Source organism: Agrobacterium sp. 22094 (genome assembly GCF_052046015.1).
In the GTDB taxonomy this organism is placed as follows: Bacteria; Pseudomonadota; Alphaproteobacteria; order Rhizobiales; family Rhizobiaceae; genus Agrobacterium; species Agrobacterium cavarae.
The window spans coordinates 2394747-2420801 of sequence record NZ_JBQEPX010000001.1 but is presented as its reverse complement, the minus strand read 5'-3'; the positions used below and the strand labels follow the sequence as shown (position 1 = coordinate 2420801).

General features: G+C 58.4%; 24 protein-coding genes. 14 read left to right on the top strand and 10 right to left on the bottom strand.

Annotation, left to right across the window (positions count from 1 at the left end; all coding sequences use genetic code 11):
- The first annotated feature begins 227 nt into the window (after positions 1-227).
- The gene (locus ACTJK5_RS11825) at positions 228-1460 is read left to right on the top strand and encodes an ROK family transcriptional regulator (RefSeq protein WP_113226791.1); all 1233 of its coding nucleotides are present in this window, start codon (positions 228-230) and stop codon (positions 1458-1460) included.
- Between the two features lie 25 nt (positions 1461-1485).
- On the opposite strand, the gene ACTJK5_RS11820 is transcribed toward ACTJK5_RS11825, so the two are convergent.
- The 7 genes from ACTJK5_RS11820 to mepA all read right to left on the bottom strand — a co-directional run bounded on the left by ACTJK5_RS11820 (position 1486) and on the right by mepA (position 8620).
- Positions 1486-2475: an Ldh family oxidoreductase gene (locus tag ACTJK5_RS11820; RefSeq protein WP_440612487.1), complete on the bottom strand. Its 990-nt coding sequence runs from the start codon at positions 2473-2475 to the stop codon at positions 1486-1488.
- A gap of 175 nt (positions 2476-2650) precedes the next feature.
- On the bottom strand, positions 2651-3286 hold the full coding sequence (locus ACTJK5_RS11815; RefSeq protein WP_062427161.1) for a 2,3-bisphosphoglycerate-dependent phosphoglycerate mutase: 636 nt from the start codon (positions 3284-3286) through the stop codon (positions 2651-2653).
- Between the two features lie 18 nt (positions 3287-3304).
- Positions 3305-4132, bottom strand: a complete 828-nt coding sequence (gene dapB, locus ACTJK5_RS11810; RefSeq protein WP_113259806.1) for a 4-hydroxy-tetrahydrodipicolinate reductase — start codon at positions 4130-4132, stop codon at positions 3305-3307.
- A gap of 17 nt (positions 4133-4149) precedes the next feature.
- Entirely contained in the window at positions 4150-5934 is a 1785-nt protein-coding gene (locus ACTJK5_RS11805) for an ABC transporter ATP-binding protein (protein WP_062427318.1), read from the bottom strand.
- A gap of 98 nt (positions 5935-6032) precedes the next feature.
- Positions 6033-7049 (bottom strand): glucokinase, encoded by a 1017-nt coding sequence (locus ACTJK5_RS11800; protein WP_335322976.1) that lies wholly within the window; start codon positions 7047-7049, stop codon positions 6033-6035.
- Positions 7050-7106: 57 nt separating this feature from the next.
- Positions 7107-7490, bottom strand: a complete 384-nt coding sequence (locus tag ACTJK5_RS11795) for a methylglyoxal synthase (RefSeq protein ID WP_062443089.1) — start codon at positions 7488-7490, stop codon at positions 7107-7109.
- A gap of 80 nt (positions 7491-7570) precedes the next feature.
- Complete coding sequence (gene mepA, locus ACTJK5_RS11790; RefSeq protein WP_418884841.1) at positions 7571-8620, bottom strand: penicillin-insensitive murein endopeptidase; 1050 nt, start codon at positions 8618-8620, stop codon at positions 7571-7573.
- 168 nt (positions 8621-8788) lie between these two features.
- Here mepA and ACTJK5_RS11785 point away from each other — a divergent pair, with 168 nt between their 5' ends.
- The 7 genes from ACTJK5_RS11785 to ACTJK5_RS11755 all read left to right on the top strand — a co-directional run bounded on the left by ACTJK5_RS11785 (position 8789) and on the right by ACTJK5_RS11755 (position 18870).
- Positions 8789-10633 carry an extracellular solute-binding protein gene (locus tag ACTJK5_RS11785; RefSeq protein ID WP_062427317.1) on the top strand — a complete coding sequence of 615 codons (1845 nt, stop codon included), beginning with the start codon at positions 8789-8791 and terminating at the stop codon, positions 10631-10633.
- Positions 10634-10779: 146 nt separating this feature from the next.
- A complete protein-coding gene (locus ACTJK5_RS11780; RefSeq protein WP_440612486.1) occupies positions 10780-11871 on the top strand; it encodes a microcin C ABC transporter permease YejB in 1092 nt (363 codons plus the stop codon).
- Between the two features lie 29 nt (positions 11872-11900).
- Positions 11901-13013 carry an ABC transporter permease gene (locus ACTJK5_RS11775; RefSeq protein WP_333629816.1) on the top strand — a complete coding sequence of 371 codons (1113 nt, stop codon included), beginning with the start codon at positions 11901-11903 and terminating at the stop codon, positions 13011-13013.
- 5 nt (positions 13014-13018) lie between these two features.
- Positions 13019-14671, top strand: a complete 1653-nt coding sequence (locus ACTJK5_RS11770) for an ABC transporter ATP-binding protein (protein WP_440612485.1) — start codon at positions 13019-13021, stop codon at positions 14669-14671.
- Between the two features lie 101 nt (positions 14672-14772).
- Positions 14773-16020 (top strand): NAD(P)/FAD-dependent oxidoreductase, encoded by a 1248-nt coding sequence (locus tag ACTJK5_RS11765; RefSeq protein WP_335322973.1) that lies wholly within the window; start codon positions 14773-14775, stop codon positions 16018-16020.
- A 183-nt stretch (positions 16021-16203) separates the two neighbouring features.
- Positions 16204-17565 (top strand): glutamine synthetase family protein, encoded by a 1362-nt coding sequence (locus ACTJK5_RS11760; protein ID WP_335322972.1) that lies wholly within the window; start codon positions 16204-16206, stop codon positions 17563-17565.
- 3 nt (positions 17566-17568) lie between these two features.
- Positions 17569-18870 carry an NAD(P)/FAD-dependent oxidoreductase gene (locus ACTJK5_RS11755; protein WP_335322971.1) on the top strand — a complete coding sequence of 434 codons (1302 nt, stop codon included), beginning with the start codon at positions 17569-17571 and terminating at the stop codon, positions 18868-18870.
- On the opposite strand, the gene ACTJK5_RS11750 is transcribed toward ACTJK5_RS11755, so the two are convergent.
- Complete coding sequence (locus tag ACTJK5_RS11750) at positions 18865-19368, bottom strand: gluconokinase (RefSeq protein ID WP_335322970.1); 504 nt, start codon at positions 19366-19368, stop codon at positions 18865-18867. The genes ACTJK5_RS11755 and ACTJK5_RS11750 overlap by 6 nt on opposite strands.
- 488 nt (positions 19369-19856) lie before the next feature.
- Here ACTJK5_RS11750 and ACTJK5_RS11745 point away from each other — a divergent pair, with 488 nt between their 5' ends.
- The gene (locus ACTJK5_RS11745) at positions 19857-20348 is read left to right on the top strand and encodes a VOC family protein (protein ID WP_440612484.1); all 492 of its coding nucleotides are present in this window, start codon (positions 19857-19859) and stop codon (positions 20346-20348) included.
- Positions 20349-20498: 150 nt separating this feature from the next.
- A complete protein-coding gene (locus ACTJK5_RS11740; protein WP_440612483.1) occupies positions 20499-21215 on the top strand; it encodes a YoaK family protein in 717 nt (238 codons plus the stop codon).
- 4 nt (positions 21216-21219) lie between these two features.
- Here ACTJK5_RS11740 and ACTJK5_RS11735 read toward each other — a convergent pair whose 3' ends face one another.
- A complete protein-coding gene (locus ACTJK5_RS11735; protein WP_404944072.1) occupies positions 21220-21672 on the bottom strand; it encodes a hypothetical protein in 453 nt (150 codons plus the stop codon).
- Between the two features lie 192 nt (positions 21673-21864).
- Between ACTJK5_RS11735 and ACTJK5_RS11730 the strand changes: the two genes are divergently transcribed.
- Entirely contained in the window at positions 21865-22500 is a 636-nt protein-coding gene (locus ACTJK5_RS11730; protein WP_112358718.1) for a trimeric intracellular cation channel family protein, read from the top strand.
- A gap of 54 nt (positions 22501-22554) precedes the next feature.
- Here ACTJK5_RS11730 and irrA read toward each other — a convergent pair whose 3' ends face one another.
- Positions 22555-22974, bottom strand: a complete 420-nt coding sequence (gene irrA / locus ACTJK5_RS11725) for an iron response transcriptional regulator IrrA (protein ID WP_062427148.1) — start codon at positions 22972-22974, stop codon at positions 22555-22557.
- Positions 22975-23271: 297 nt separating this feature from the next.
- Here irrA and fabA point away from each other — a divergent pair, with 297 nt between their 5' ends.
- The 3 genes from fabA to fabI all read left to right on the top strand — a co-directional run bounded on the left by fabA (position 23272) and on the right by fabI (position 25888).
- Positions 23272-23787: a 3-hydroxyacyl-[acyl-carrier-protein] dehydratase FabA gene (fabA, locus tag ACTJK5_RS11720; RefSeq protein ID WP_062427147.1), complete on the top strand. Its 516-nt coding sequence runs from the start codon at positions 23272-23274 to the stop codon at positions 23785-23787.
- A 64-nt stretch (positions 23788-23851) separates the two neighbouring features.
- Positions 23852-25075 carry a beta-ketoacyl-ACP synthase I gene (gene fabB, locus ACTJK5_RS11715; protein ID WP_440612482.1) on the top strand — a complete coding sequence of 408 codons (1224 nt, stop codon included), beginning with the start codon at positions 23852-23854 and terminating at the stop codon, positions 25073-25075.
- Between the two features lie 6 nt (positions 25076-25081).
- Entirely contained in the window at positions 25082-25888 is an 807-nt protein-coding gene (gene fabI, locus ACTJK5_RS11710) for an enoyl-ACP reductase FabI (RefSeq protein ID WP_062427145.1), read from the top strand.
- Positions 25889-26055: the final 167 nt, after the last annotated feature.

Genomic DNA, 26055 nt, shown 5'->3' with positions numbered 1-26055 from the left:
GACTGGTCTGCGGCCCTTCTCCTCCTAGATCAGGCGCCACTGGAAGCGATGGAACCATCAAATTAACAGCCTGTCAATAAATAAATCCAATTGAATTATTAATTCGATCTGTCATGCTCCCTCACATGATGGCGGGAGTGGCCGGGAGGAGACCAGACACTTTTCGCATAGCATATGATGAGTAAAGCGGTTGCGCACTTGCCTGCGACGGCTGGGAGGAAGACAAGATGTCGCGTTCTTTGGAGATGTCGCAGACGCCACCTGCGACGGTGACCGATTTGAGCGGCGGTGCCAATCAGGTCCGCGTTCGCGCCTATAACGAACGGCTGGTGCTTTCTCTGGTGCGTCGTCACAATGCCTTGTCGAAGGCCGAGATCGCGCGGCGCAGCGGATTGTCAGCCCAGACGGTCTCCGTCATCATGCGTTCGCTGGAGAAGGACGGCTTGCTGATCAGGGGCGAGCTCCTTCGTGGGCGCGTCGGGCAACCTTCCACGCCGATGCGGCTCAATCCAGATTCGGTCTACTCTTTTGGCGTGAAAATCGGCCGCCGGAGCGTCGATCTGGTGCTGATGGATTTCGTCGGTCGAATCAGGATGCAATTGCGCAATACCTATCCATACCCAATGCCGGAATGGATTTTGCCCTTCGTCACCGAAGGCATTGCCGAGTTGGAGGGCAGGCTCAATCCGTCAGAACGCGAGAAGATCGCAGGTATTGGGATCGCCGCGCCGTTTGAACTCTGGAGTTGGGCGAAAGAGGTCGGTGCGCCTGAAGGCAAAATGGACAGTTGGAAACAGGTCGATCTTCGCCAGGAGATTGCCGATGCTGTCGACCATCCCGTCTTTCTCCAAAACGATGCGACGAGTGCATGCGGCGCGGAATTGGTGTTTGGCAACGGCCAGGCCTATCCGGACTTTCTCTACGTCTTTATCGGCTCATTCATCGGTGGCGGCGTCGTCCTGAATTCGGCCCTGTTCTCAGGACGGACCGGCGCGGCAGGCGCGATCGGTCCGCTGCCGGTTCAGGGTCGCGATGGCAAGACGGTGCAGTTGCTGAAGATCGCCTCGATCTTCGTGCTTGAAGACATGCTACGTGAAAGAGGCATAGACCCCAAGCCGCTGTGGTTTTCTCCCGATGAATGGATCGATTTCGGCGAACCTCTGGAAGTATGGATCCGCAATACCGGTGCCGCACTTGCCCAGGCCGTCATTGCCGCTGCGTCGATCATTGATTTCTCCACCGTGATCATCGATGGCGGCTTCCCAGGCTGGGTGCGCTCGCGCATCGTCGAAGCAACGCGCGACGCCTTGATGCTGCACGATCTTCAAGGTGTCGGCGTACCCGATATCAGGGAGGGTGCGGTCGGAAGTCAGGCACGCGCTATTGGTGGCGCCAGCCTGCCGCTGTTCTCCCGTTATCTTCTCGACCAGAATGTGCTGTTCAAGGAAACCTCGACCTGACAGGCCGCGCACCTTTTGCCACTTCTTAAAGCGCTTCGATCTGACGCAAAATATCGTCTTCGATTGTAATCCCATAGTCCAGAGACTGCTTGCGAATGCCCTGGCTGCGGCGGCCTGGAAGCCTTGCATTGCCCTGAGACTCGATTTCCGCGGCCATCTGCGAAACCCTGTCCGCCAGAGCATCATTGCCGGCAATGGTCGGATCGATCGCAATGATCGTGTGCCCAAGAGAGGGCGCCGTTCCCATATCGTCCAAAAGAGAAGAGGCCTGGAAGCCGAAATTGCCTCCTGTGAGGCCCGCCGCCATGATCTCGACCATGAGCGCCAATGCCGCGCCCTTAGCCTCACCGGCCGGCAACATGGTGCCGTTGATCGCTTCATTTGGATCGGTGGTCGGGCGGCCCTGAGCGTCGAGAGCCCAATCATCTGGAATAGTGGCGCCTTTTTGGCGGGCGGCCATGATCTTGCCCCGCGCGACCTTGGAAAGCGCGAGGTCTATCACCAGAGGGTCGGCGTCTTTCATCGGCGCGGCAAAGGCGATCGGGTTCGTCCCATAAAGCGGCCTGATGCCGCCCCATGGCGCCATGGACGCAGGGGCATTGGCGACCATGAAGGCAACGAGACCCTGTTCTGCCAAACGCTCGACCGTCAAAGCCATGACACCCGCATGATGTGACCGGCCGATCGCGGCAAGCGCGATGCCCTGTTCACGTGCAAGCGGCTCTAGCTCCAGGATCGCAAGATCAATAGCCGGATATGCATACCCGTGTCCTGCGTCGATCGAGACGACCGCAGGGCGCACCTTTGTGGCTGTGGGCACGGCTTTGCCATTCACTTTGTCGGAATGAAGCTGAGCCACATAGACCGGTATTCGCCGAAATCCGTGGCCGCCCTGGCCACAAGCCTCCGCGGCAACCAGTGCACGAGCAACGGAGCGCGCGCTTGACGCCAGAACGCTGTTCTTCTCGAAGATGGAAGAAACGAAGTCTTCCGCCTGTTCTATGCTGAGTTTCATGACGCAATCTGGAAAGGAACAGAGTGAAAGGATGCCCGGCCGACATTTGGGCATTGGCAGTGATACGCGAGAAAAGCTGGCGAAAACCGTATCGCAACCTGATGGCTTGCCATGCTTCAGCAGCGTGCGGCGGACGGCCCTCGATCAAAAGATGGGAAGGCCGCCCTTATACGTGTCAATGCGCAGCAGACATATCGCCCAGCACGTCCTTGGACGCGACGGTGGAGTCGGCATTCAGCTTGTAGACCATGGGCACGCCGGTCGCGAGATTGAGCTTTAGGATTTCTTCCTTGCTCAGCTTGTCGAGCACCATCACCAGCGAACGCAGCGAATTGCCATGGGCGGCAACCAGAACCTTCTCTCCACGCAGAACGCGCGGCAGGATTTCCGTCAGATAGTAAGGCCAGACGCGTGCACCAGTGTCCCGCAGGCTCTCGCCGCCGGGCGGCGGGATGTCGTAGGAGCGGCGCCAGATATGCACTTGCTCCTCACCCCACTTCTCGCGGGCGTCATCCTTGTTGAGGCCGGAAAGATCGCCATAGTCACGCTCGTTAAGCGCCTCATCACGTATGGTCTCCAGACCCGACTGGCCGACATTGTCGAGCACGATCTGGCAGGTTTTTTGCGCGCGGATCAGCGAAGACGTGTAAGCCACATCAAATTTGATACCGTAATCGGCAAGCGCCTTGCCGCCGGCATTGGCTTCCTGCACGCCGAGTTCCGTCAGATCGGGGTCGCGCCATCCGGTGAAGAGGTTCTTGAGGTTCCAGTCGCTTTGACCGTGACGAACGAGGACGAGGGTTCCGCTCATAAATACTCTCCAGGTTGATTATGAATTGTCGGCCAGACCGAGAACGTCCAGCATGGAATAGAAGCCGGGCTTCTTGTCGAAAGCCCAAAGTGCGGCGGCGATGGCGCCACGCCCGAAAATGCTCCGATCCGCCGCATGGTGCGAGAAGGTCAGTTGTTCTCCCTCACCAGCAAAGATCACGGAGTGATCGCCCACCACCGAGCCGCCGCGCAGCGTTGCAAAGCCGATAGTGCCCGCCTGGCGTGCACCGGTATGCCCGTCGCGCACCCTGACGGAGTTTTCAGCAAGATCGATGTTGCGTCCCTGTGCTGCCGCTTTGCCAAGCAGAAGGGCTGTGCCGGATGGCGCGTCCACCTTGTGCTTATGGTGCATTTCCAGCACCTCAATGTCCCACTGCTGCGGCCCGAGCGCTTTTGCCGCCTGGCGCGTCAAAACGGAAAGCAGATTGACGCCAAGGCTCATATTGCCGGACTTTACGACGCGTGCATGACGCGCAGCCGCCTTGAACTTTTCCTCGTCCTCGACCGAGCAGCCGGTGGTGCCGATGACGTGGACGATACGCGCTTGTGCGGCAAGACCGGAGAAGATCACACTTGCTGCCGGTGAGGTAAAATCGACCACGCCTTCAGCGTTGACGAAAGCCGCAAGCGCATCGCTGGTGACGGGAATTCCGATGGGGCCGAGGCCCGCAAGCTCGCCTGCATCCCGCCCGACGAAGGGTGACCCCTCCCGCTCGATTGCGGCATGGAGTTGGACGCCGGGCGTTTCATGAATGAGACGGATGAGGGTCTGTCCCATGCGGCCTGCAGCGCCAACCACCACCAGTTTTATGCCGTTGCCGCTCATGTCGCCACCCTATGCTTTCAAAGTCCGCGAACGCCCGTCGCCTGAAGATTGTTGAGGCGAGCGTAAAGACCGTCCTCCCGTCGCGCAAGCGTATCATGCGTTCCTTCTTCGACAACCTGGCCCTCATTCATCACCACAATCTTGTCTGCCTTGACGACGGTCGAGAGACGGTGGGCAATGACGATGACCGTGCGTCCGGACATGGCGGTATCGAGCGCCTTTTGCACAACGGACTCCGACTCAGTATCGAGCGCAGACGTCGCTTCATCAAGGAGCAGGATGGGTGCATTGCGGACCAGAGCGCGTGCGATGGAAAGACGCTGACGCTGTCCGCCTGAAAGGGTCATGCCGTTTTCACCCACCTGGGTGTCGTAACCCAGCGGCTGCGCCAGAATGAAGTCATGGGCGAAAGCAAGCTTCGCCGCTTCCTCGATTTCTGCGTCTGTCGCTTCGGGACGGCCGTAGCGGATGTTGTCGCGGATCGTGCCCTCGAAGAGATAGGGCTGCTGCGAGACATAGGCGAGATTGAGACGCACCGAATGCGTCGTCACGTCTGCAATGTTTTGCCCATCGATCAAGATCTCGCCGCCCGTCGGATCGTAAAACCGTGGCACGAGGTTGATGATCGTGGATTTCCCGGCGCCAGAGGGTCCGACGAGGGCGGTCGTCTTTCCACCTTCGGCAACAAAGCTCACGCCTTTGAGGATAGGACCGGAATCCTTGTAAGAGAAAACGACATTGCGAAGTTCCACGGTCGCGTTTTCGATCTTGAGAGGCACCGCATTCGGCTTTTCGCGCTGAACCGGCTCCATATCGAGGATCTCATAGATCATTCGCGCATTCACCACGGCACGTTCCAGCGAGACCTGAAGACGCGCAAGACGGCGCGCGGGATCGTAAGCGAGCAGGAGGGCGGTCACGAAAGCAAAGAAGGCGCCCGGGGGAACGTTGTCATAGATCGCGCGGTAAGCGGCATAGGCGAGCACGCTTGAGACGGCAATTCCGGCGATGGTTTCAGTCAGAGGTGCAGTTCGCTCGGACAGCCGCGCGATACGATTGGAACGCCGTTCGGAAGCATCGATCGTCGCGAAGACCCGCTCCTCAAGCGGCTTTTCCATCGTGAAAGCCTTGACAATCGCAATGCCTTGCAGCGTTTCCTGCATGGAACCGAGAACACGACTTCCAAGGATGATGGCTTCTCTGGTCGTTTCTCGAAGTCTTTTGGAGATGTATCGAAGGCCGAGAACCAGCGGCGGCACGATGAAGACGATGATGATCGAGAGGAACGGGTCCTTGACAATCATCACGCCGATTAAGGCAATGAAGGTCAAGAGATCTCGGGCCACGGAGGTGACGGTCAAGTTCATGACGTCGCGGATGCCGCCGATATTCTGGCTCACCTGAGCTGCGAGATGCGCGGAACGGGATTCGCTCAGATAACCGACCGAGAGAGTCATCAAATGCGAGTAGAGCCGCTTCTGATAGCGAGCAACGATGTTGTTGCCAATTTTCGAAAGCGCGACAGATTGGAAGTAGCTCGCAAGTCCCCGAAGGAAGAAAGCCATAAATATCGCACCGCAGATCATAAATGCGAGATCAGCGCGTCGGTTGACGAAGGCTTCGTTGATAATGGAATCCATGATCCAGGCGGTGAACGCCGTTGATCCTGCTACGATGAGCAGGCAGAAGACGACCAATACATAGCCCTTGATATGGTCGCGCGCATTCTCGGCAAAGACACGCTTAAGAACTGCAGCAATTGTATCGGTGTCCACAGGACCCCGTGACTTGGCGGTTTTCAATCGCTCATCCACCTTTTGATGTTCCGGCGGCTGCGCCGCCTTTTCAAGCGGCGTCTATATCCATTAGGGCAGGCTTTGACCAGCCTCAACTTGGAAGCTCACCTCTGCCAGCGGCGCCCTTCGAGCGTCACGCCGAAATTCTCAGGTGTTCTGGCGAAGGTGGACAGACCGGCAAGTGCCGCCTGCGGGTGGGTCACGACGTAGGTTGGAATGGAGCGCATCAGTGCGCTGTGCGGCGCCTTGTCCTCAAAGCCTGCGCGAAATTCTGGACGCTTCAGCGCCGGAATGATCTTTTGCGAAATGCCGCCGGCTAGATAGACCCCGCCACGCGCCATGAAGACGAGCGCCATGTCTCCGGCGACGCGCCCGAGATAGGTGCTGAACAGCGAGAGTGTTTCCTCAGCCTGCGCATTCGATCCGCCAAGACCATGTGCGGTGACATCCGCCGGATCGGAAAAGCTTGGCGCGATGCCATCCGCCGCACAGATGGCACGGTAGAGATTGACGAGGCCGCGTCCGCACAGAATCTGCTCGCCAGAAATGCGGCCCTCAATTGCTTCGAGATGCGGAAAAATCTGATGATCCCGTTCCGTCCGTGGCCCAAGATCGACGTGCCCACCTTCACCAGGCACTGGAAACCACATGTTTCGCGCATGAACCAGACCACCCACGCCGAGTCCTGTGCCAGGACCTAGCACCACGCGCGACGCCATCATGTCCGGGCGGTTTGGTCCGATACGCTCGCGATTGTCGTCGTCAAGTGCGGCAATCGCCAGAGCCTGCGCTTCGAAGTCATTGACGACCACGACATCGCTCAAGCCGAGATTGCTCAGCATCTCCTTCGGTTTGACGATCCAGTGGCAATTGGTCAGCGGTATCTCGTCGGACTCGATCGGTCCGGCGACGGCAAGGAGCGCCGAGACCGGTTTGATCGCCCTGTTGCTCAAAACCGCGATCTTGATGGCATCATCAATCGAGGGATAGTCGGCGGTTTTGACGGTGGTCAGGTGCGCGGCTTCAGATGTGGCGTCCGGCAGGATGCAGAAACGGGCATTGGTGCCGCCGATATCTCCAATGAGGATCGGAAAGGAAAGATGATCGTTCTGATTGGGCATCACTGCTCCTGAAGCCGCCTGATTTTTGAAGATAGAACTCGCCGAATCAAAGAGCGCCTATCTGTTGATGTGAAAGTCGATCAGTCGCTCCGCCGTCGCGCGGTTGAGCGCCATCGGTATGTCGTAGACGGTTGCCAGCCGTGTCAAGGCTTTCACGTCCACATCATGCGGCATGGAGGTCAGCGGATCGACAAAGAAGATCAGCATGTCGACATCGCCGGTCGCAATCATCGCGCCGATCTGCTGATCGCCGCCGAGAGGCCCGCTTTTCAGACGGATCACGTCGAGCTTGGGACAGGCATCCTGCACACGACCACCCGTCGTTCCCGTGGCGACAATGCGGAAGGTCGACAGCGCATCCTGATGCTCGCGGGCAAACTCCGCCATGTCGTCCTTCTTCTGATCATGCGCGATCAGCGCAACGCAGCGTTTGCTATCCATCATCGTTCCACGCGTTTTTTAAATCGATTTGAAGCCTTCTATATCAACTCTTCCAAGTTTGAAAAGCGGGCCTCTTGGGATCAATTCATGGAAGGGCGTGTGGAGGGGCGCGGAACATCTGCCGGCGGAACCGGTCCGCCAGGCGAGGGGGAAACGGGGGCGGTTGCCGCCGGAGCCGCAGGGGTGGTGTAAGCACTTTGTACCGCAGTCTGTAACCTTCCTGCGGAAGGCGCAACCGCAATGGCGGCGCAGGCCTTTGGCAAGTCCGACACCATCATCGGTCTTGGCGGCTTCGGCGGTTTGGCGTTCGGATCCTTCTTCGGCGCCGCCCATGGTTCCTTGGTAAACCACCAGGCAAGCGACTTGTCGCAGCCATCGCCCCGACCCACTGCCGCCTGCGGCTTGCAGTCTGTCGCACCGGCCGGGCAGGACAGACGGACGTGGAAATGCTCGTCATGGCCGTAAATCGGACGGATCTTGCCCATGAAAGTGCGGTCGCCGGTCCAGCTTTGGCAAAGCTTCTGCTTGATGGCCGGGTTGACGAAGATGCGCTCCACCTGTGGATAGCTCGCCGCCATCATCACCAGCCGTGCATTGAGTGGAGACCATTTGCGGTCGTCAACGGTCAGAAACTTGCTCTTGTCGAGCATCGAGATGAAGGGCGTATCCTCACGCTCCTGCGCGCTCATGATGTGGTCGGGCATCTTGCGCCACCAGATATCGACATCTAGCCCGATCTGATGCGAGGCGTGACCGGTTAGCATGGGACCGCCGCGCGGCTGGGAGATATCGCCAATCAGGAGGCCTGGCCAGCCGATTTTCTGCGAATCCTGCGCGAAACGTTCGATGAAGGAAACGAGTTGTGGCTGGCCCCAGCGCCGGTTGCGTGAAAGGCGCATGGCCTGAAAACCTTCGCCTTCCGTCGGCAGGGCAACCGCACCGGACTGGCATCCTTTTGCATAGGAGCCATAAGACTTGGAGGGGCCGGCGGAGGGAAGATCGATATGGCCGAAAACCTGCTTTGCCGGCTGGTCTTGCGCAAAGGCTGGCGCGAGATCTGCGCCAATCATCGAGACGACCGAAAAAGCGATAAGCGAAAGCCTGCGCGCTGCCATTGTCTTTAATCTCATTCGTCGCCGCCTGCGATCCGGTTGATTCTATGGTCCGATATTACGCTGGATCGCGAATTTGGTGAAAGCATGTTTGCGGATAAACCGCTTGTGAGCCGGCGCCTCTATTTTTTGACATTGTTTGGCTTATGCTTCGCCGCAACAAGCATCAAAAAGGAACATCCGCCCATGGCTTTGGCAAGCGCAAAATCCCTCCTGCTCTTAGGCATGGCAGTGTCGCTTTTGGCATCCTCGACAGTGGCAAAAGCGCAGGAGGAGGGGCAATGGCGTGTGGGCATTGCGACCGTCGGGGAGTTGAAGCACCCGAAGGGCTTCGAGCGCTTTGATTATGTCAATCCGAACGCACCGAAGGGCGGTGCCTTGCGTCTTTCGACAGCCGGCACTTACGACACGCTCAACCCTCTTCTTGCCAAGGGAGAAGCCGCAACAGGTCTAGGCGCGGTCTTCGATACGCTGATGAGGTCATCCGAAGAGGAGCTTTCGGCGTCCTACGGCCTTCTTGCGGAAGCCTTGACCTATCCAGCTGATATGTCCAGCGCGACGTTTAGATTGCGCGCCGAAGCCAAATTCGCCGACGGAAAACCCGTGACTCCAGAAGATGTGGTTTTCAGCTTTGACAAAGCGAAAGAGCTCAATCCGCAGCTCGCAACCTACTACACGCACGTCACCAAAGCCGAAAAGACCGGCGATCGGGAGGTGACCTTTACCTTCGACGAGAAAAACAACCGCGAACTCCCGCAGATCGTCGGACAGTTGCTTGTTGTTCCCAAACACTGGTGGGAGGCCAACGGTCCGGATGGAAAGCCACGCGACATTTCGCGCGGAACGTTGGAGCCAGTCATGGGATCCGGCCCCTATAAGATTGCCTCGGTGGCTCCGGGCTCCACGATTACTTACGAGTTGCGCGACGATTATTGGGGCAAAAACCTCAACGTCAATGTCGGAATGAACAACTTCAAGACGATCAGCTACACCTTCTACACCGATCGCGATGTGGAGTTTCAGGCCTTTAAAGCAGGCAACACCGATTTCTGGCAGGAAAACTCTGCCGGTCGCTGGGCAACCGGCTATGACTTTCCAGCCGTCAAGGACGGACGGATCAAGCGCGAGGAACTTCCCAATATCTACCGCTCCGTCGGTATTATGCAGGCTTTCGTGCCGAATGCACGCCGCGACAAGTTCAAGGATCCGAGAGTCCGCAAAGCGCTGAACCTGGCCTATGACTTTGAGGATATGAACAAGACACTGTTTTTCGGCCAGTATCAGCGGATCAATAGCTTCTTCATGGGCAGCGACCTTGCCTCATCCGGTTTACCTCAGGGCAAAGAGTTGGAAATTCTGACCGAAGTGAAAGATGAGGTGCCGCCGGAGGTCTTTACCACCGAGTATCGCAATCCCGTTGGCGGCGATCCGGCCAAGCAGCGCGACAATCTGCGTGAAGCTGTCAAGCTTATGAAGGAGGCAGGCTACGAGTTGCGGGGCAACCGAATGGTCAATGCAAGAACGGGCCAACCGTTCGATTTCGAAATTCTCGTCGATTCGCCCGCCATGGAGCGCGTCGTTCTGGCCTACATACAAAACCTCAAGAAAATCGGCATCAACGCGACGGTTCGAAACGTCGATTCATCGCAATATACCAATCGCACACGTGCCTTCGATTATGACATGATCGTCAATCTCTGGGCTCAGACCTCCAATCCCGGCAATGAACAGGCCGATTATTGGGGCTCTGCAGCCGCAAACCGCCAAGGCTCGAAGAACTTTGCTGGGATCAGCAATCCTGCGATCGACAAGATCGTCCGCAAGATCATCTTCGCTCCCACCCGTGAGGGCCAGGTTGCTGCCGTTAAGGCGCTGGATCGGGTTCTGCTGGCCGGAAATTACGTCATCCCGCAATTCTACCGTGGCGAGATGACGGTTGCCTACTGGAACACCATCGTTCGCCCGACGGAACTGCCCTATTACGGTATCGGCTTCCCCGACGCCTGGTGGTCGGCCAGTGCGGCAAAATGAGCTTGGTCTTGCTTTATAGGCCAAGCCTTGATTCACATGACTAAAGACGAATCATTAGGCGGGCAAAAGCTGCCGCTCGCCGGGAAAGGAAACGGTTTGACAGTAAGGATGACAGCCGAGCGCGCTTGCCTGGAGCGTGACCTCTAATGGGAGCCTATATTCTCCGGCGTCTGGCGCTCATGATCCCGACGATTATCGGCATCATGGGTATTTCCTTTCTTGTCATTCAGTTTGCACCCGGCGGCCCGGTCGAACAGGTCATCGCCCAACTGTCCGGTTCAGGGGACAGCGCTGCCGATCGCCTGTCCGGCGGTGGCGACCTCATGGGCGGCGGTGGTGTGGATGAAAGCGGATCGAAATATCGCGGCGCTCAGGGCCTCGATCCGGAGCTGATCGCCAAGCTCGAAAAGCAGTTCGGTTTCGACAAGCCGCCGCTCACACGCTTTCTGGAGATGATGTGGAACTACATTCGCTTCGACTTCGGCGACAGCTTCTTCAGAAACTCTTCAGTCATCGATCTCATCATCGACAAAATGCCGGTGTCGATTTCGCTCGGCTTCTGGATTCTGATCATTTCCTACGCAATTTCCATTCCGCTCGGCATCAAGAAGGCAGTGGAAGATGGCTCGAAATTCGACGTCTGGACGTCCGGCGTCGTCATTATCGGTTATGCCGTGCCCAGCTTCCTCTTTGGCATTTTGCTGATCGTGCTGTTCGCTGGCGGTTCCTTCTTCGACTGGTTCCCGCTGCGTGGTCTTACCTCGGACAATTTTGCCGAACTGACATGGTGGCAGAAGATCATCGACTATTTCTGGCACCTGACGCTACCGCTGACAGCGCTTGTGCTTTCCGCCTTCGCGACCACGACACTCTTGACCAAGAACTCCTTCATCGATGAAATCAAGAAGCAATATGTGGTCACCGCGCGCGCCAAGGGTCTTTCCGAGCGGAAAGTTCTCTACGGCCACGTCTTCCGCAACGCCATGCTGATCGTCGTTGCCGGTTTTCCCGGTGCCTTCATCTCCGCCTTTTTCACCGGCTCGCTGTTGATCGAAAACATCTTCTCGCTGGATGGCCTCGGCAGGCTTGGCTATTTGTCCGTCGTCAATCGTGATTATCCGATCGTGTTCGGCACCCTCTTCATATTCTCGCTCATGGGTCTCGTCGTTGGTCTGATTTCCGACCTGATCTATACCTGGATCGATCCGCGCATCGACTTCGAGCGGAGGGACGTGTGATGACTGTCTCCACGCCTGTGACCGATACGATGCCACCGCAGAAGCGTCCTTTTTTCTCACCGACGAGCATTCGCCGTTGGCAGAACTTCAAGGCGAACCGCCGCGGCTACTGGTCCTTCTGGATATTCCTGGCGCTTTTCGGCCTCAGCCTCTGCGCCGAGTTCATCGCCAATGACAAGCCGATCCTGGCGTCCTACAAGGGCGAGCTTCTCGTTCCTGTCCTGGTGGATTACCCCGAAGAAAAGTTCGGCGGCTTCCTGGCTCAGACCGATTATAAGTCCTCCTATATTCAGGACGAGATCAATGCCAATGGCTGGATGATCTGGCCGCCGATCCGCTATTCCTATCAGACTGTAAATTCCAATATTCCCCACTCCGCACCCACGCCACCCTTCTGGTTGATGAGCAAGGAGGAGCGTTGCTCCGGCTATCCGCAAGGGGCCGCTGATCCCGGCTGCACGCTCGGCAATCTCAATTGGCTCGGTACAGATAACCAGGCGCGCGACGTCACGGCGCGTATCATTTATGGCTTCCGCATCTCGGTTCTTTTTGGCCTGGCGCTCACCATCTGCTCGGCCATCGTTGGTGTGACGGCCGGTGCGGTCCAAGGTTATTTCGGCGGCTGGACCGATCTCCTGATGCAGCGCTTCATCGAGATCTGGTCGTCCATGCCGGTGCTCTATATCCTGCTGATCATCGCAGCCATCCTGCCGCCCGGCTTCTTCGTGCTGCTCGGCATCATGTTGTTGTTCTCTTGGGTCGGCTTCGTCGGGGTGGTCCGTGCCGAATTCCTGAGGGCGCGCAATTTCGAATATGTGAATGCCGCACGCGCACTTGGTGTCGGCAACGCCACCATCATGCTCCGGCACCTGCTGCCGAACGCCATGGTCGCAACGCTCACCTTCCTGCCTTTCATCCTGTCCGGCTCGATCACGACGCTGACATCGCTCGATTTCCTCGGCTTCGGCATGCCACCCGGCTCGCCATCGCTGGGTGAACTGATTGCCCAGGGCAAGAACAATCTCCAGGCGCCGTGGCTGGGGCTGACAGCCTTCTTCACCATGTCGATTATGCTCTCACTGCTGATCTTTACCGGAGAAGCGGTGCGCGATGCTTTCGATCCGCGCAAGACGTTCCGGTGATGGCCATGTCTCCAACAAATGCAGGCACAATGACCGCACCGCTCCTCTCCGTCCGAGACCTCTCCGTCGCCTTCCATCAGGGCGGCAAAGAAAGTCTCGCTGTCGACCGGGTTTCCTTTGAGATCATGCCCGGCGAAGTGCTTGCGCTGGTGGGCGAATCCGGTTCTGGCAAGTCGGTCACGGCCAACTCCATCCTGAAGCTTTTGCCCTATCCTGCCGCAAGCCATCCGTCGGGCCAAATCCTGTTCGAGGGCAAGGATTTGCTGACGCTGCCGATGCGCGATCTGCGATCGGTGCGTGGCAACGATATAACCATGATCTTCCAGGAGCCGATGACCTCGCTCAATCCGCTTCACAGCATCGAGCGGCAGATCGGTGAAATTCTGGAACTGCACCAGGCTGTCACCGGTGCGCCTGCGCGTGCCCGGATTCTGGAGCTACTCAACCAGGTGGGCATTCGCGATCCGGAAAAGCGGCTGAAGGCGTTTCCGCATGAGCTTTCCGGCGGGCAGCGTCAGCGTGTGATGATCGCTATGGCGCTCGCAAACCGGCCCAAGCTCCTGATTGCCGACGAGCCGACGACGGCGCTTGACGTAACGGTGCAGGCGCAAATCCTCGAGCTGCTGGCGGGGCTGAAGAATCAGCATCACATGTCGATGCTGTTCATCACTCACGATCTCGGGATCGTGCGTAAATTTGCCGATCGTGTCTGCGTCATGACCAAGGGCAAGATCGTCGAGACGGGCACCGTCGAGCAGGTCTTCACCAATCCCCAGCACGCCTATACCCGCCATCTTCTGGCCGCCGAACCGAAGGGCGAGCCGCCACCTGCCGACGACAAGAAGCCGGTGGTCATGCAGGGTGCCGACATCAAGGTCTGGTTCCCGATCAAGGCCGGCCTGATGCGCAAGGTCGTGGACCACGTCAAGGCGGTCGATGGCATCGATATCACCCTTCGTGAGGGCCAGACGGTCGGCGTGGTGGGCGAATCCGGCTCCGGCAAGACGACGCTCGGGCTTGCGCTCTCGCGGCTGATTTCCTCAAAGGGCCGGATCAGCTTTATCGGTCAATCCATCGACGCCTATTCCTATGCCATGATGAAGCCGCTGAGAAACCGGCTTCAGGTGGTGTTCCAGGATCCCTACGGTTCTCTCAGCCCCCGCATGTCTGTCGGAGATATCATTGCCGAAGGTCTGAAGGTGCATGAAACTTCGCTCTCCTATGAGGACCGCGACCGGCGTGTCGCGACCGCACTGGAAGAAGTGGGGCTCGATCCTGCCACGCGCTGGCGCTACCCGCATGAATTTTCCGGCGGCCAGCGGCAGCGTATCGCCATTGCCCGCGCCATGGTGCTGAAACCGCGCTTTGTCATGCTGGATGAGCCGACCTCGGCGCTCGACATGAGCGTGCAGGCGCAGGTCGTCGATCTCTTGCGCGATCTCCAGTCCAAACATGATCTCGCCTATCTCTTCATCAGCCACGACCTCAAGGTGGTAAAGGCGCTCGCCAACGAGGTGATCGTCATGCGTCACGGAAAGATCGTCGAAAGCGGCCTCGCCAAGTCTATCTTTGAGGCGCCGAAAGAAGAGTACACTCGCGCGCTGATGGCCGCTGCCTTCAATATCGAAGCGGTCAAGACCGCAACCGTGAGCGAGTAAAGACCTCCAAGCAAATGGCGGCGAGGCGGTTTTGCTGTTGCGTTCGACGATGGGGAACGCCATCTTTCTCAAACGTCTGATGACGGCAGAGGAAGAAGAGAATGGCAGCGGATGTGATCGTATTGGGTGCCGGGATCATTGGGGTCTCGGTGGCGGTTCAACTGGCAAGACGCGGAAAATCCGTCGTGCTGCTCGATCGCCGCGGACCTGGTGAGGAAACATCCTTCGGCAATGCCGGGCTCATTCAGCGTGAGGGCGTCGTGCCCTATGGCTTCCCGCAGGATCTCGGTCTGCTGGCGCGCTACTCGCTCAACAACCGCATCGACGCCCATTATCACATGGCCGCAATGCCAAAGATCGCACCGTTCCTGGCGCGCTACTGGTATCATTCGCAACCTGCACGGCATGCTGCGATTTCCCGTTCCTACGCGCCGCTGATCGAACATTCGATTACCGAGCATTCGATCCTGATCGACGAGGCGAAGGCCGGCGATCTTATCGTCAAGAATGGCTGGATGGAGGCTTACCGAACGGAGGCCAAGCGGGACGACGATTTTGCCTTTGCCGAGCGCCTCGCGCGTGATTACGGTATTTCTCATACCAAGCTGACCCGGCAGGAACTGGCGCAAGCAGAGCCGCATCTGTCGCTCGATTTCGTCGGTGGGCTTAAGTGGGATGACCCCTGGTCGGTTCTTGACCCGCATGGTCTCACCATGGCCTATCTGCGCCTGTTTGAAAGTCTGGGCGGCACCTTCGTCAAGGGTGACGCGGCGGCTCTCTCTCAAACGCCGACGGGCTGGAAAATCCAGACGGAGAATGGCCTGATTGAGGCGGAGAGCGTCGTGGTTGCCCTCGGTCCGTGGTCCGATACCGTGACGACACGGCTTGGCTATCGCTTCCTGATGGGAGTGAAGCGCGGTTACCACATGCACTATGCACCCCAGGAGGGAACGAAGCTCAACAACTGGCTGATCGATGCCGAGCGCGGTTATTTCCTGGCACCGATGAAGAAAGGCATCCGCCTGACGACCGGTGCGGAATTTGCCGATCGCGATGCGCCGAAATCGCCTGTCCAGCTGTATCGCGCAGAGCGTGTGGCCCGCACCATCTTTCCGCTGGGTGGCAGGCTGGATGCCGAACCGTGGATGGGCGCACGTCCCTGCACGCCGGATATGATGCCGGTCATTGGCAAAGCGCCGCGCCACAAAAGCCTGTGGTTTGCCTTCGGTCACGCCCATCATGGCCTGACGCTGGGGCCGATCACAGGGCGGATTTTGGCTGAAGCAATGCTTGGCGAAACACCCGTCATCCCGATCGCACCCTACGCCGCGGAGCGGTTCAACCCCTGACACACCGATTAGGGGTGGCCTTCCTGTAAAAGCCCGCTTAACATGCAAGCCAGGGAGGAAAAGGGTATGCAGCGGGGCACAAAGTCACGATGACGGCGCGATATATGATCTACCAGCAGCAGGATGACTTTCGTTAGCGTCGGCTTTCCTTAGCCGATCGAAAGAGCAACGACATCCTGGTGAATGATGGCTGATATCGAATACGCAAAGACCTTTTTCCAACAAAACCCCGACATCGAAATTCTCGAAGCCTTCGTCATTGACGCCAATGGCATTCCACGGGGCAAGTGGATCCCGCGCGAGCGGGCGCTCGACGTGCTGGAAAAGGGCATGGCCGTTCCCCGTTCCGTCTATGCCTTGGATATCTGGGGCCGCGACGTGAACGCCGCCGGACTGGCGGAAGGAACCGGCGATCCTGACGGTTTGTGTGTTGCCGTGCCAGGAACCCTGTCGCGCGTCACCTGGCTTGGGCGACCCACCGCGCAAGTCCTGCTCGCCATGACCAAGCCGGATGGTGCCGGTTTCTTTGCGGATTCGCGGCATGTTTTGGCGCAGGTTCTGTCGGGGTTTACCAAGCGTGGCTTGACCCCTGTCGTTGCCACCGAACTTGAATTCTATCTGATCGACCCGGTCCGTTCCGCGCTTGATCCTGTGCGCCCGCCCAATAGCCGGGAAGGGCGCTGGCATACGGGTCAGACGCAGGTTCTCTCCATTTCCGAGCTTCAGGATTTCGAAGACGTCTTCCACGACATCGCCACCGCCTGCCGCGCGCAGAATGTGCTGGCCGATACGACGCTTCGGGAAAATGGGCCCGGGCAATATGAAATCAACCTCAACCACGTGCCGGATGCGCTGCGGGCGGCGGATTTCGCCGTTTTCCTCAAGCGCATCGTCAAAGGGGTGGCGCGCAAGCATGGGCTGGACGCCACCTTCATGGCCAAGCCCTATGGTACCCAGGCTGGCAATGGCATGCATGTGCATTTCTCCGTCCTCGATAAGGATGGACGAAACATCTACATGGGCGAGGACGGCCCCTCGGAAGCGCTCATGCACAGCGTCGGCGGGCTTCTGGAGAATATGGGAGAAAGCATGGCAGTGTTTGCGCCGCATGCCAATTCCTACCGGCGGCTGCGCCCTAGCGAACATGCGCCGACCTATGCCTCCTGGGGTTTTGACAACCGCTCTGCCGCAGTGCGGGTGATCACCGCCAGCAAGCCCGCAACCCGCATCGAGCATCGTGTGGCCGGTGCCGATACCAACCCTTACCTCGTGCTTGCCATGATCCTGAATGCCGCGCTCTCCGGCATGCGGGAGAAGCGCCAGCCAGGCGGGGCGATTGCAGGCGATAGCCACGCCATCAATCACGAGCCCTTGCCGACGAACTGGGATTATGCGGTCCAGCGATTTGCCCGTTCGAGCTTTGCCTATGCCACGCTCGGCCAGCGCTACAGAACGCTCTATGCCGCCTGCAAGCAGCAGGAAATTTCCGAATTCTCGCTTCGCGTCACCGATGTGGAATATGACGCCTATATCAGGACGGTGTGAAACATGGCTCACGTAACCGCGCTCCCCAACCCCGGTCACACAACCTCCTGGTATGCGGCCTCCGCCAATGACAAGAGCGTGCGCCCAACGCTCGAAGGCGAGATGCATGCGGATATCTGCGTGATCGGCGCAGGCTTCACGGGCATGTCCGCAGCACTGGAACTTGCGGAAAAAGGTTTCTCCGTCATCGTTCTGGAAGGCACGCGCATAGGCTTTGGCGCGTCCGGGCGCAATGGCGGGCAGATCGTCAACGGCTATAGCCGCGATCTTGAAACCATTGCCGGGCGCTATGGGCAGGAGAAGGCGGTCAAGCTCGGTGAGATGTCGCTTGAAGGCGGTGAGATCATTCGCGAGCGTGTGGCGAAATACGGGATCGACTGCGATCTGGTGGATGGCGGTTTCTTTGCCGCCTTCACGCAAAAGCAGATCCAGGAAATGGAAGCCAACAAGACCCATTGGGAGAAGCACGGCCATTCCGGACTGGAAATGGTTTCCAAGGCAGAAGTCGGCAAATATGTGAAGTCCGATCGTTATGCGGGCGGGATGATCGACCGTTTCGGCGGGCATATCCATCCGTTGAACTACGTGCTGGGGGAGGCGGCGGCTGTCGAGAAACTCGGTGGTCGAATCTTCGAAAATTCCAGGGTCATCGGCGTTGAGAAGGGCACGAGCCCGACGGTCAGAACCGCGCATGGCAAGGTCACGGCGAAATATGTGCTGGTCTGCGGCAATGCCTATCTTGGCAAGCTCTTGCCGGAAATCGGCGATCGCATGATGCCGGTGTCGAGCCAGGTCATGGCGACGGAACCGCTCGATGCGGACCTGATCGAAAGCCTGCTTCCGGCAAACTACTGTGTCGAAGATGCCAATTACATTCTCGACTATTATCGACGCACCTCCGACAACCGTCTGCTTTATGGCGGCGGTATCGGTTATGGCGGCAGCGATCCGGCCGATCTGACCAGCGTTATCCGCCCCAACATGCTGAAAACCTTTCCGCAGTTGAAGGACGTGAAGATCGACTTTGCCTGGAGCGGCAATTTCGCGCTGACGCTGACGCGCATTCCGCATATGGGCCGCCTGTCGGAGAACATCTATTTCTCCCACGGTGACAGCGGCCACGGTGTCACCACGACACAATTGCTTGGGCGCATTCTGGCGGAAGTTGTGTCCGGACACGCAGGTCGCTTCGATGTCTGGTCGTCGCTGCCGAACTTCCAGTTTCCTGGCGGCAAGACGTTCCGCGTGCCGCTCACCGTCCTGGGGGCGTGGTGGTACGGCCTGCGCGATAAGCTCGGTCTATAGGGCCTTCAAACCTTTCAGCGCGTTTTCGACGATTTCGTCCGGCGTGGCATCGATATTGACAGTCACGACGCCCGGCTCGCCGGTCGGCACTTCCAGAGTGTCGAGCTGTGTCTTCAACAGCGATAGCGGCATGAAATGGCCCTTGCGTGCACCCATGCGCTGCGTCAAAAGCTCAACGCTGCCTTCCAGAAAGATGAAGGCCAAGGGTCCGCCGCAAGCGGTCCGCAGCCGATCGCGATAGGACTTCTTCAGGGCCGAGCAGGAAATCACAACGCCACCGGCCTCATAGCCCTGGCGAAGCTCCGCACCCACGAGATCGAGCCAGGGCCAGCGATCTTCGTCGGTAAGCGGCGTGCCAGCGCTCATCTTCTCGACATTGGCCTTGGGGTGCAGCCTGTCGCCTTCCTGAAATGGCATGCCAAGCTTTTCCGCCAGCTCAGCGCCGACCGTGGATTTGCCGCAGCCGCTGACGCCCATTACGATGATTGCCTGTTTCATGCAAAGAACCTTTCATGCCTGCAGCACCGGCCCAGAAATCAGCGTTGATTCTCGGGAAATCACGATGCGTTGCTCTGTCTCGTCGTGGCCTAGCAAGAAGGCGAGGATAAGAAAATGGTTTTTATCAGAGGCGACTTAACAAGCGGCTCGATAAATGCCGGAGCAAACGTCACCATAGATTGTCCCGCAGCCGCCGCGCTCCAACCCGTCCTGTTGGAGGTTGAGATTTTGCTCGCCCGTTGAAACTCGCATGGAGCCTATCAACATGACCGCTCCCCAGTTCATGTAAACTTAGACGGCAGGAGTTTGTAGGCTATAGGTTTTTGCACGGGTATTTACAAAATTTGGCAGTTGTTTCGGGATTTCTAGGATTGGCCTTGCGGCGTCGCATCAAACCGGGGTTTGTTGGACCGCATGTGACTTGTAGCCGTAATCGTAATGACAAGCCAAAGCCTTCGTCAGTTCGGGCACAGACGTAGCTGGTCGATATGAGAGGATTGAAAATGGCCGAAGATGCTGGCGTGATCGCTGTGGACCATATGGGATTCTCGGTCGCCTCGTTGGAGGAGGCGATCCAGTTTTGGACTGAGGCGATGGGTTTCGAGCTTGCTCGCCGAGGAGAGATGGGTGGGGAGTTCCTACGGGAGGCCACGGGGGTTGACGATCCGCACTGCCGAATGGCGCTGGTGACGGCTCCAAACGGCCACCCTATCGAACTCCTCGAATATTCGACAGGCCGTACTCTGGGACAGACACCTCGCAGCGCAGGTGCGATCGGCGCCGCGCACATCGCCATCACGGTTGCGGATATCCGCACGGCGATCGCGCGGGTTGAGATGGCGGGGTGGGCAGTGAAGGGTTCGCCGCAGCCGATACCAGCCGGCCCCCGAAGCGGAACGATAGTCGCGTACATCTCTGGTCCGGATGGTATCACCATCGAGCTGATGCAGCCGCCCGTTCAACATTCCCGCGTCGTGTGACGCCCCCTCGATCCGGGAAAGCTCCTTTGTGTAGGTTTTCTGTTCCGTTGTTAGCCAACCCCAAACTCTTTGAAGCTATGCTTCGTGTTTATCCGAAAATCGAGCCCGATTTTCGGGCCGATGCTGTAAGTCTCTGCACGCCGAGGCACCATGACCAGACAAAGACGCCGTAACATCATCAAGGCAAGGCGCACCGGAATGGGGCTTGCGCTCGTGGCGGCCATCTCCTTCGTCGCAGGGATGACGGATGCGATCGGGCTGATGATGTCAGGAGACTTCGTGTCCTTCATGACGGGCAACACCACCCGCGCGGCAATCTCACTGGAGGCCGGGCAGTATGATCACGCGCTGAAGCTCTTTGTCGCCATCATCACCTTCGTCGCCGGCAATGCCGCGGGCATCATCGTCGCGCACAGTTCGCAACGGCGCATCTTTACCGTGCTGTGCTCGGTCGCCATCCTGCTGGCGCTGGCCGCCCTGATGCAGACATCCGCGCTTCGACCTTTTGACTTTTACCTGATCGTCTTTGCCATGGGCATGATCAATGCGGCGGTCGAGCATATCGAGGGTCTGCCGATCGGGCTGACCTATGTGACGGGGGCTCTCTCGCGCTTCGGTCGCGGCGTTGGCCGCTTCATTTTAGGCGAGCGAAAGGTCGACTGGTCCATCCAGCTTGTTCCGTGGATTGGCATGGTGTCGGGTGCAATCTCCGGAGCGATCCTTGCCAGCTTTTTTCCCGGTGGTGCGCTGCTGGTCGTCAGTCTCACGGTCTTTGCGGTGGCGCTTGCGAGCATGCTGATGCCGCGCTCGCTCAGAACCCGTTATAACCAGCGCGTCGCAATCAAACGCGCCCCAAAGGGGGCATGATGTCCTATTTGCGGGAAAGCGTGACGAAGGCCGTGCCACGCACGCGAACCGTCATTTCGCAAGGCGCGCTGTCGGTACGTTCGCAATAGCGCGGATGCATTTTCAGCACGAAGACCATGTTGCCGAAGCGCTGGATGAAATCGTAGCCGTAGATGGTTGCGGTGGCGATCAGAAGATAGCCGCCCTCTTTCACCTGCACATAAAAATTATAAGGGCAGCCATCGTCGTTGCAGGTGGTGCTCTTGTGACCGTCGCAGGTCAGTCCCCCACGATTGGTGACCGCATCCATCAGACCGTCATTGTTGATATCGATGCGCGAGATATAGTCCGGTCCGAACTCGGCAACCTTGCACTGCTTTTGGAAAAAAGCCTTCTCATAAACTTCCGGATCGCTCACCAATTCCTGTTGGGCGCGTGCTGGCGTCATCAGGCTCAAAAGCGCCAGAAGGCAGAGCATGGATGAGAAGAGACGTTTCAAGGCAGTGTCCTTCGTGGTCTGATCGCTGCCGTCGGGGGTGTCCATAAGCAAAACGACTTCACCTTTACCGGATTTGCGTTATGGATGGCGCAGCATGATGATGGCGAGGTCTATAACCCGCCGCGCTTGCGTCACACTGACCGTCACTGCGAAAATGAGGAGCGCCTCGTCATGTCACTTCTGGCTTTCCTCGATTATGCGGGTGTCGCGGTGTTTGCAGCGACAGGCGCGCTCGCCGCCTCGCGCAAGCAGTTGGATTTCATCGGGTTCATGTTCTTCGCCGCAGCGACCGGTATCGGCGGTGGCACGCTGCGCGATCTGGTGCTTGGTCGTGCGCCCGTCTTCTGGGTGGTCAACCCCACCTATATTCTTGTTTGCGTCGGGGTGGCGGCACTCGTCTATTTTACCGCGCACCTTTTCGAATCCCGCTACCGCCTGTTGATCTGGCTCGATGCCGTCGGCCTTTCGGCCTATTGCGTTATGGGGGCAGCGAAGGGGCTTGCGGCAACGGGTTCGCCCACGGTCGCCATTGTCACCGGAACGATGACCGCCACCTTTGGCGGCGTGCTTCGCGACATTCTGGCCGGCGAACCATCCGTACTTCTGCGCCCGGAAATCTATATCAGTTGCGCGCTGGCCGGGGCCTGCGTGTTCACCGGCGTGCATTTCCTCGGCGCGCCACTGATCGTCTCTTCGACGGCGGGGGTTCTCACCGCTTTCGGCATTCGCAGCGGCGCATTGATATTCGGCTGGACTTTCCCGCCCTACAGGTCTCGCCCAGGCCGTCCGCCGGAAGATGTGATGTGAGGCCCGAAAACGACAAAGGCACTTTCCAGTGCCTTTTGATCAACCAATGCGGTGTCAGCGCTCTTTGCGCCGCAGACGGATGACCACATCCACATGGGCGATTTCCATGCCCGCCGGCGGTTCGGGAAGATTGCCGATCTGCAGGTTGTTGACTGGAATATCGAGAACCTCGTTCTCACCTTCAACGAAAAAGTGATGGTGATCGGAGACATTGGTGTCGAAATAGGTCTTCGCACCCTCAACGGCCAGCACGCGGATCAGGCCAGCCTCGGTGAATTGATGCAGAGTATTGTAGACGGTTGCGAGCGAAACGGGCACACCGGCCGTCACTGCCTCGTCATGCAGTTCTTCTACCGTCAGGTGGCGGTCGCCCTTCGCGAACAGAAGATCGCCAAGCGCAATGCGCTGGCGTGTCGGGCGCAGGCCGAAGCGGCGTAGCCGTGTTCCAATGTCCAGGGTGGCGTCAAATGCCATCGGTTAGGGTTCCTGAGAACGGTTATAAAGTGCGTCTTGACGATGCATATATCTTTTAAGGGCAGGGCTTTCAATAGTTTCCGGTTGAGACGCCTCGCCTATTGCCGGCGAAAGGGCCGTTTTTGCAATTTTCCTCTGGTTCCGTCCTTACGCTTCCTGTATGCGGGCGCCATATTGAGAACAGGCCTATGGCAAGTTGGTCTGCTCCAATGTGTATGCGGCCCTTGTGGCGCTTCATTTTGAGCCTAACTTGCTTTACAGAAGTCTATAAACACGATGAGATGGGAAACGGAAGCAATGGCAACGAGGCAATCCAGCTATAATTATGAGGAAATCCTGGCATGTGGCCGCGGCGAACTGTTCGGCCCCGGCAATGCACAGCTTCCTCTGCCTCCAATGCTGATGGTTCATCGTATCACTGAAATTTCCGAGACCGGCGGCGAGTTCGACAAGGGCTTCATCCGAGCCGAATATGACGTGAAGCCGGACGACTGGTATTTCCCCTGCCACTTCCAGGGCAACCCGATCATGCCGGGCTGCCTTGGCCTTGACGGCATGTGGCAGTTGACTGGCTTCTTCCTCGGCTGGCTGGGTGAACCGGGCCGTGGCATGGCGCTTTCCACCGGCGAAGTAAAATTCAAGGGCATGGTCCGTCCTGAAACCAAGCTTTTGCAGTATGGCATCGATTTCAAGCGCGTGATGCGCGGTCGGCTCGTGCTCGGCACCGCCGATGGCTGGCTGAAGGCCGATGGCGAAACCATCTATCAAGCGACGGACCTTCGCGTTGGTCTGTCTAAGGAAAAGACCGCCTGACGTCTTTGACAAGACGGGCGCCACGCGCGCCATCTGCGGCAAGCTCTAAGAAAAGGTCACCTTCATGAGAAGAGTAGTAGTCACCGGCCTCGGTATCGTTTCATCGATCGGCAGCGACGCGGGCGAAGTCACGGCTTCCTTGAGAGACGCCAAGTCCGGCATTTCGTTCTCGCCAGACTTTGCCGAACACGGCTTCAAATGCCAGGTCTGGGGCAAGCCACCGCTTGATCCGACCGATCTGGTGGACCGTCGCGCCATGCGCTTCCTCTCCCAGGGTGGAGCGTGGAACCATGTGGCGATGAAGCAGGCAATCGCCGATTCCGGCCTGGAAGAGAGCGATATCAGCGGTAATGAGCGCACCGGCATCATCATGGGCTCGGGTGGCCCGTCCACCCGCACCATCGTCGAAGCATCCGACATCACGCTGAAGAACAACAGCCCGAAGCGCATCGGTCCGTTTGCCGTGCCGAAGGCCATGTCCTCCACGGCATCTGCGACCCTTGCCACATGGTTCAAGATCCACGGCGTCAACTACTCCATCTCATCGGCCTGCTCGACATCAGCGCACTGCATCGGCAATGCCGCTGAAATGATCCAGTGGGGCAAGCAGGATGTGATGTTTGCCGGCGGCCATGAAGATCTTGACTGGTCCATGTCGAACCTTTTCGACGCCATGGGCGCCATGTCCTCGAAGTATAACGACACGCCGTCGGTCGCCTCGCGCGCCTATGACGTGAACCGCGATGGTTTCGTGATTGCCGGTGGTGCAGGCGTTCTGGTTCTGGAAGAGCTGGAGCATGCCAAGGCCCGCGGCGCGAAGATCTATGCCGAAATCGTTGGCTACGGCGCGACCTCGGATGGTTACGACATGGTCGCACCGTCGGGCGAAGGCGCCATCCGCTGCATGCGTCAGGCGCTTGCGACCGTGAAGGGCGATGTCGATTACGTCAACACCCACGGCACCTCCACGCCTGTCGGCGACAGCAAGGAAATCGGCGCGATCCGCGAAGTCTTCGGCGACAAGATCCCGCACATCCAGTCGACCAAGTCGCTGACGGGTCACTCGCTTGGTGCTGCCGGCGTTCAGGAATCGATCTACGGTCTGTTGATGATGCAGGAACGCTTCATCGGCGAGAGCGCCCACATCGAAACGCTCGATCCGGAATTCGACGGCGTTCCGATCGTTCGCAAACGCATCGATGATGCCAAGATCGACACCGTGCTCTCAAACTCATTCGGCTTCGGCGGTACCAACGCCACGCTCGTCTTCCAGCGCTATAACGGATAATTGCCCATGAACGGCATCATGCAGGGTAAACGCGGCCTCATCATGGGCGTCGCCAACAATCACTCGATCGCTTGGGGCATCTCCAAGGCGCTGGCCGCGCAGGGCGCGGAACTGGCTTTTACCTATCAGGGTGAAGCCCTTGGAAGACGCGTCAAGCCGCTCGCGGCTGAAGTCGGCTCCGATTTCATCGTGCCCTGCGATGTCGAAGATATTGCATCCGTCGACGCGCTTTTCGAGACCCTGCGCCAGCGCTGGGGTTCGATCGACTTCGTCGTTCACGCCATCGGCTTTTCCGACAAGAACGAGCTGAAGGGTCTTTATGCCGACACCACGCGCGAAAACTTCAGCCGCACCATGGTCATCTCCTGCTTCTCCTTCACCGAGATTGCCAAGCGGGCTGCAAGCCTGATGACGGACGGCGGCTCGATGCTGACGCTGACCTATAATGGCTCCCAGCGCGTGATCCCGAACTACAATGTCATGGGTGTGGCGAAGGCGGCTCTCGAGGCGTCTGTCCGCTATCTGGCAGCCGACTACGGTCCGAAGGGCATCCGCGTCAACGCCATCTCGGCAGGCCCGGTCCGCACGCTTGCAGGCGCCGGTATTTCGGATGCGCGTGCGATTTTTGCCTGGAACGCGAAGAACGCACCGCTGCGCCGAACGGCCGATATTGACGATATCGGTGGCTCTGCACTTTATCTTCTGTCGAACCTCTCCCGCGGTGTCACCGGCGAATGCCACTATGTGGATTGCGGCTACAACATCACCTCGGTCCCGACACTGGACGAGCTCCGCAGAGCCGACGCCGATTAAGTCCTCTGCGTGATATGGTTACGTTAAAAAGCCCGGCAGTGCCGGGCTTTTTTGTACCTGGTTGTGGGGTTGTTGTCTTTCTTCCGAGCCGCGCAAAAACGCGTCCACTGTGCTTTGCATGTCGAAAAACAGGACATGCGGCAAATGCGAGGCTTTCCGAAAAGGAA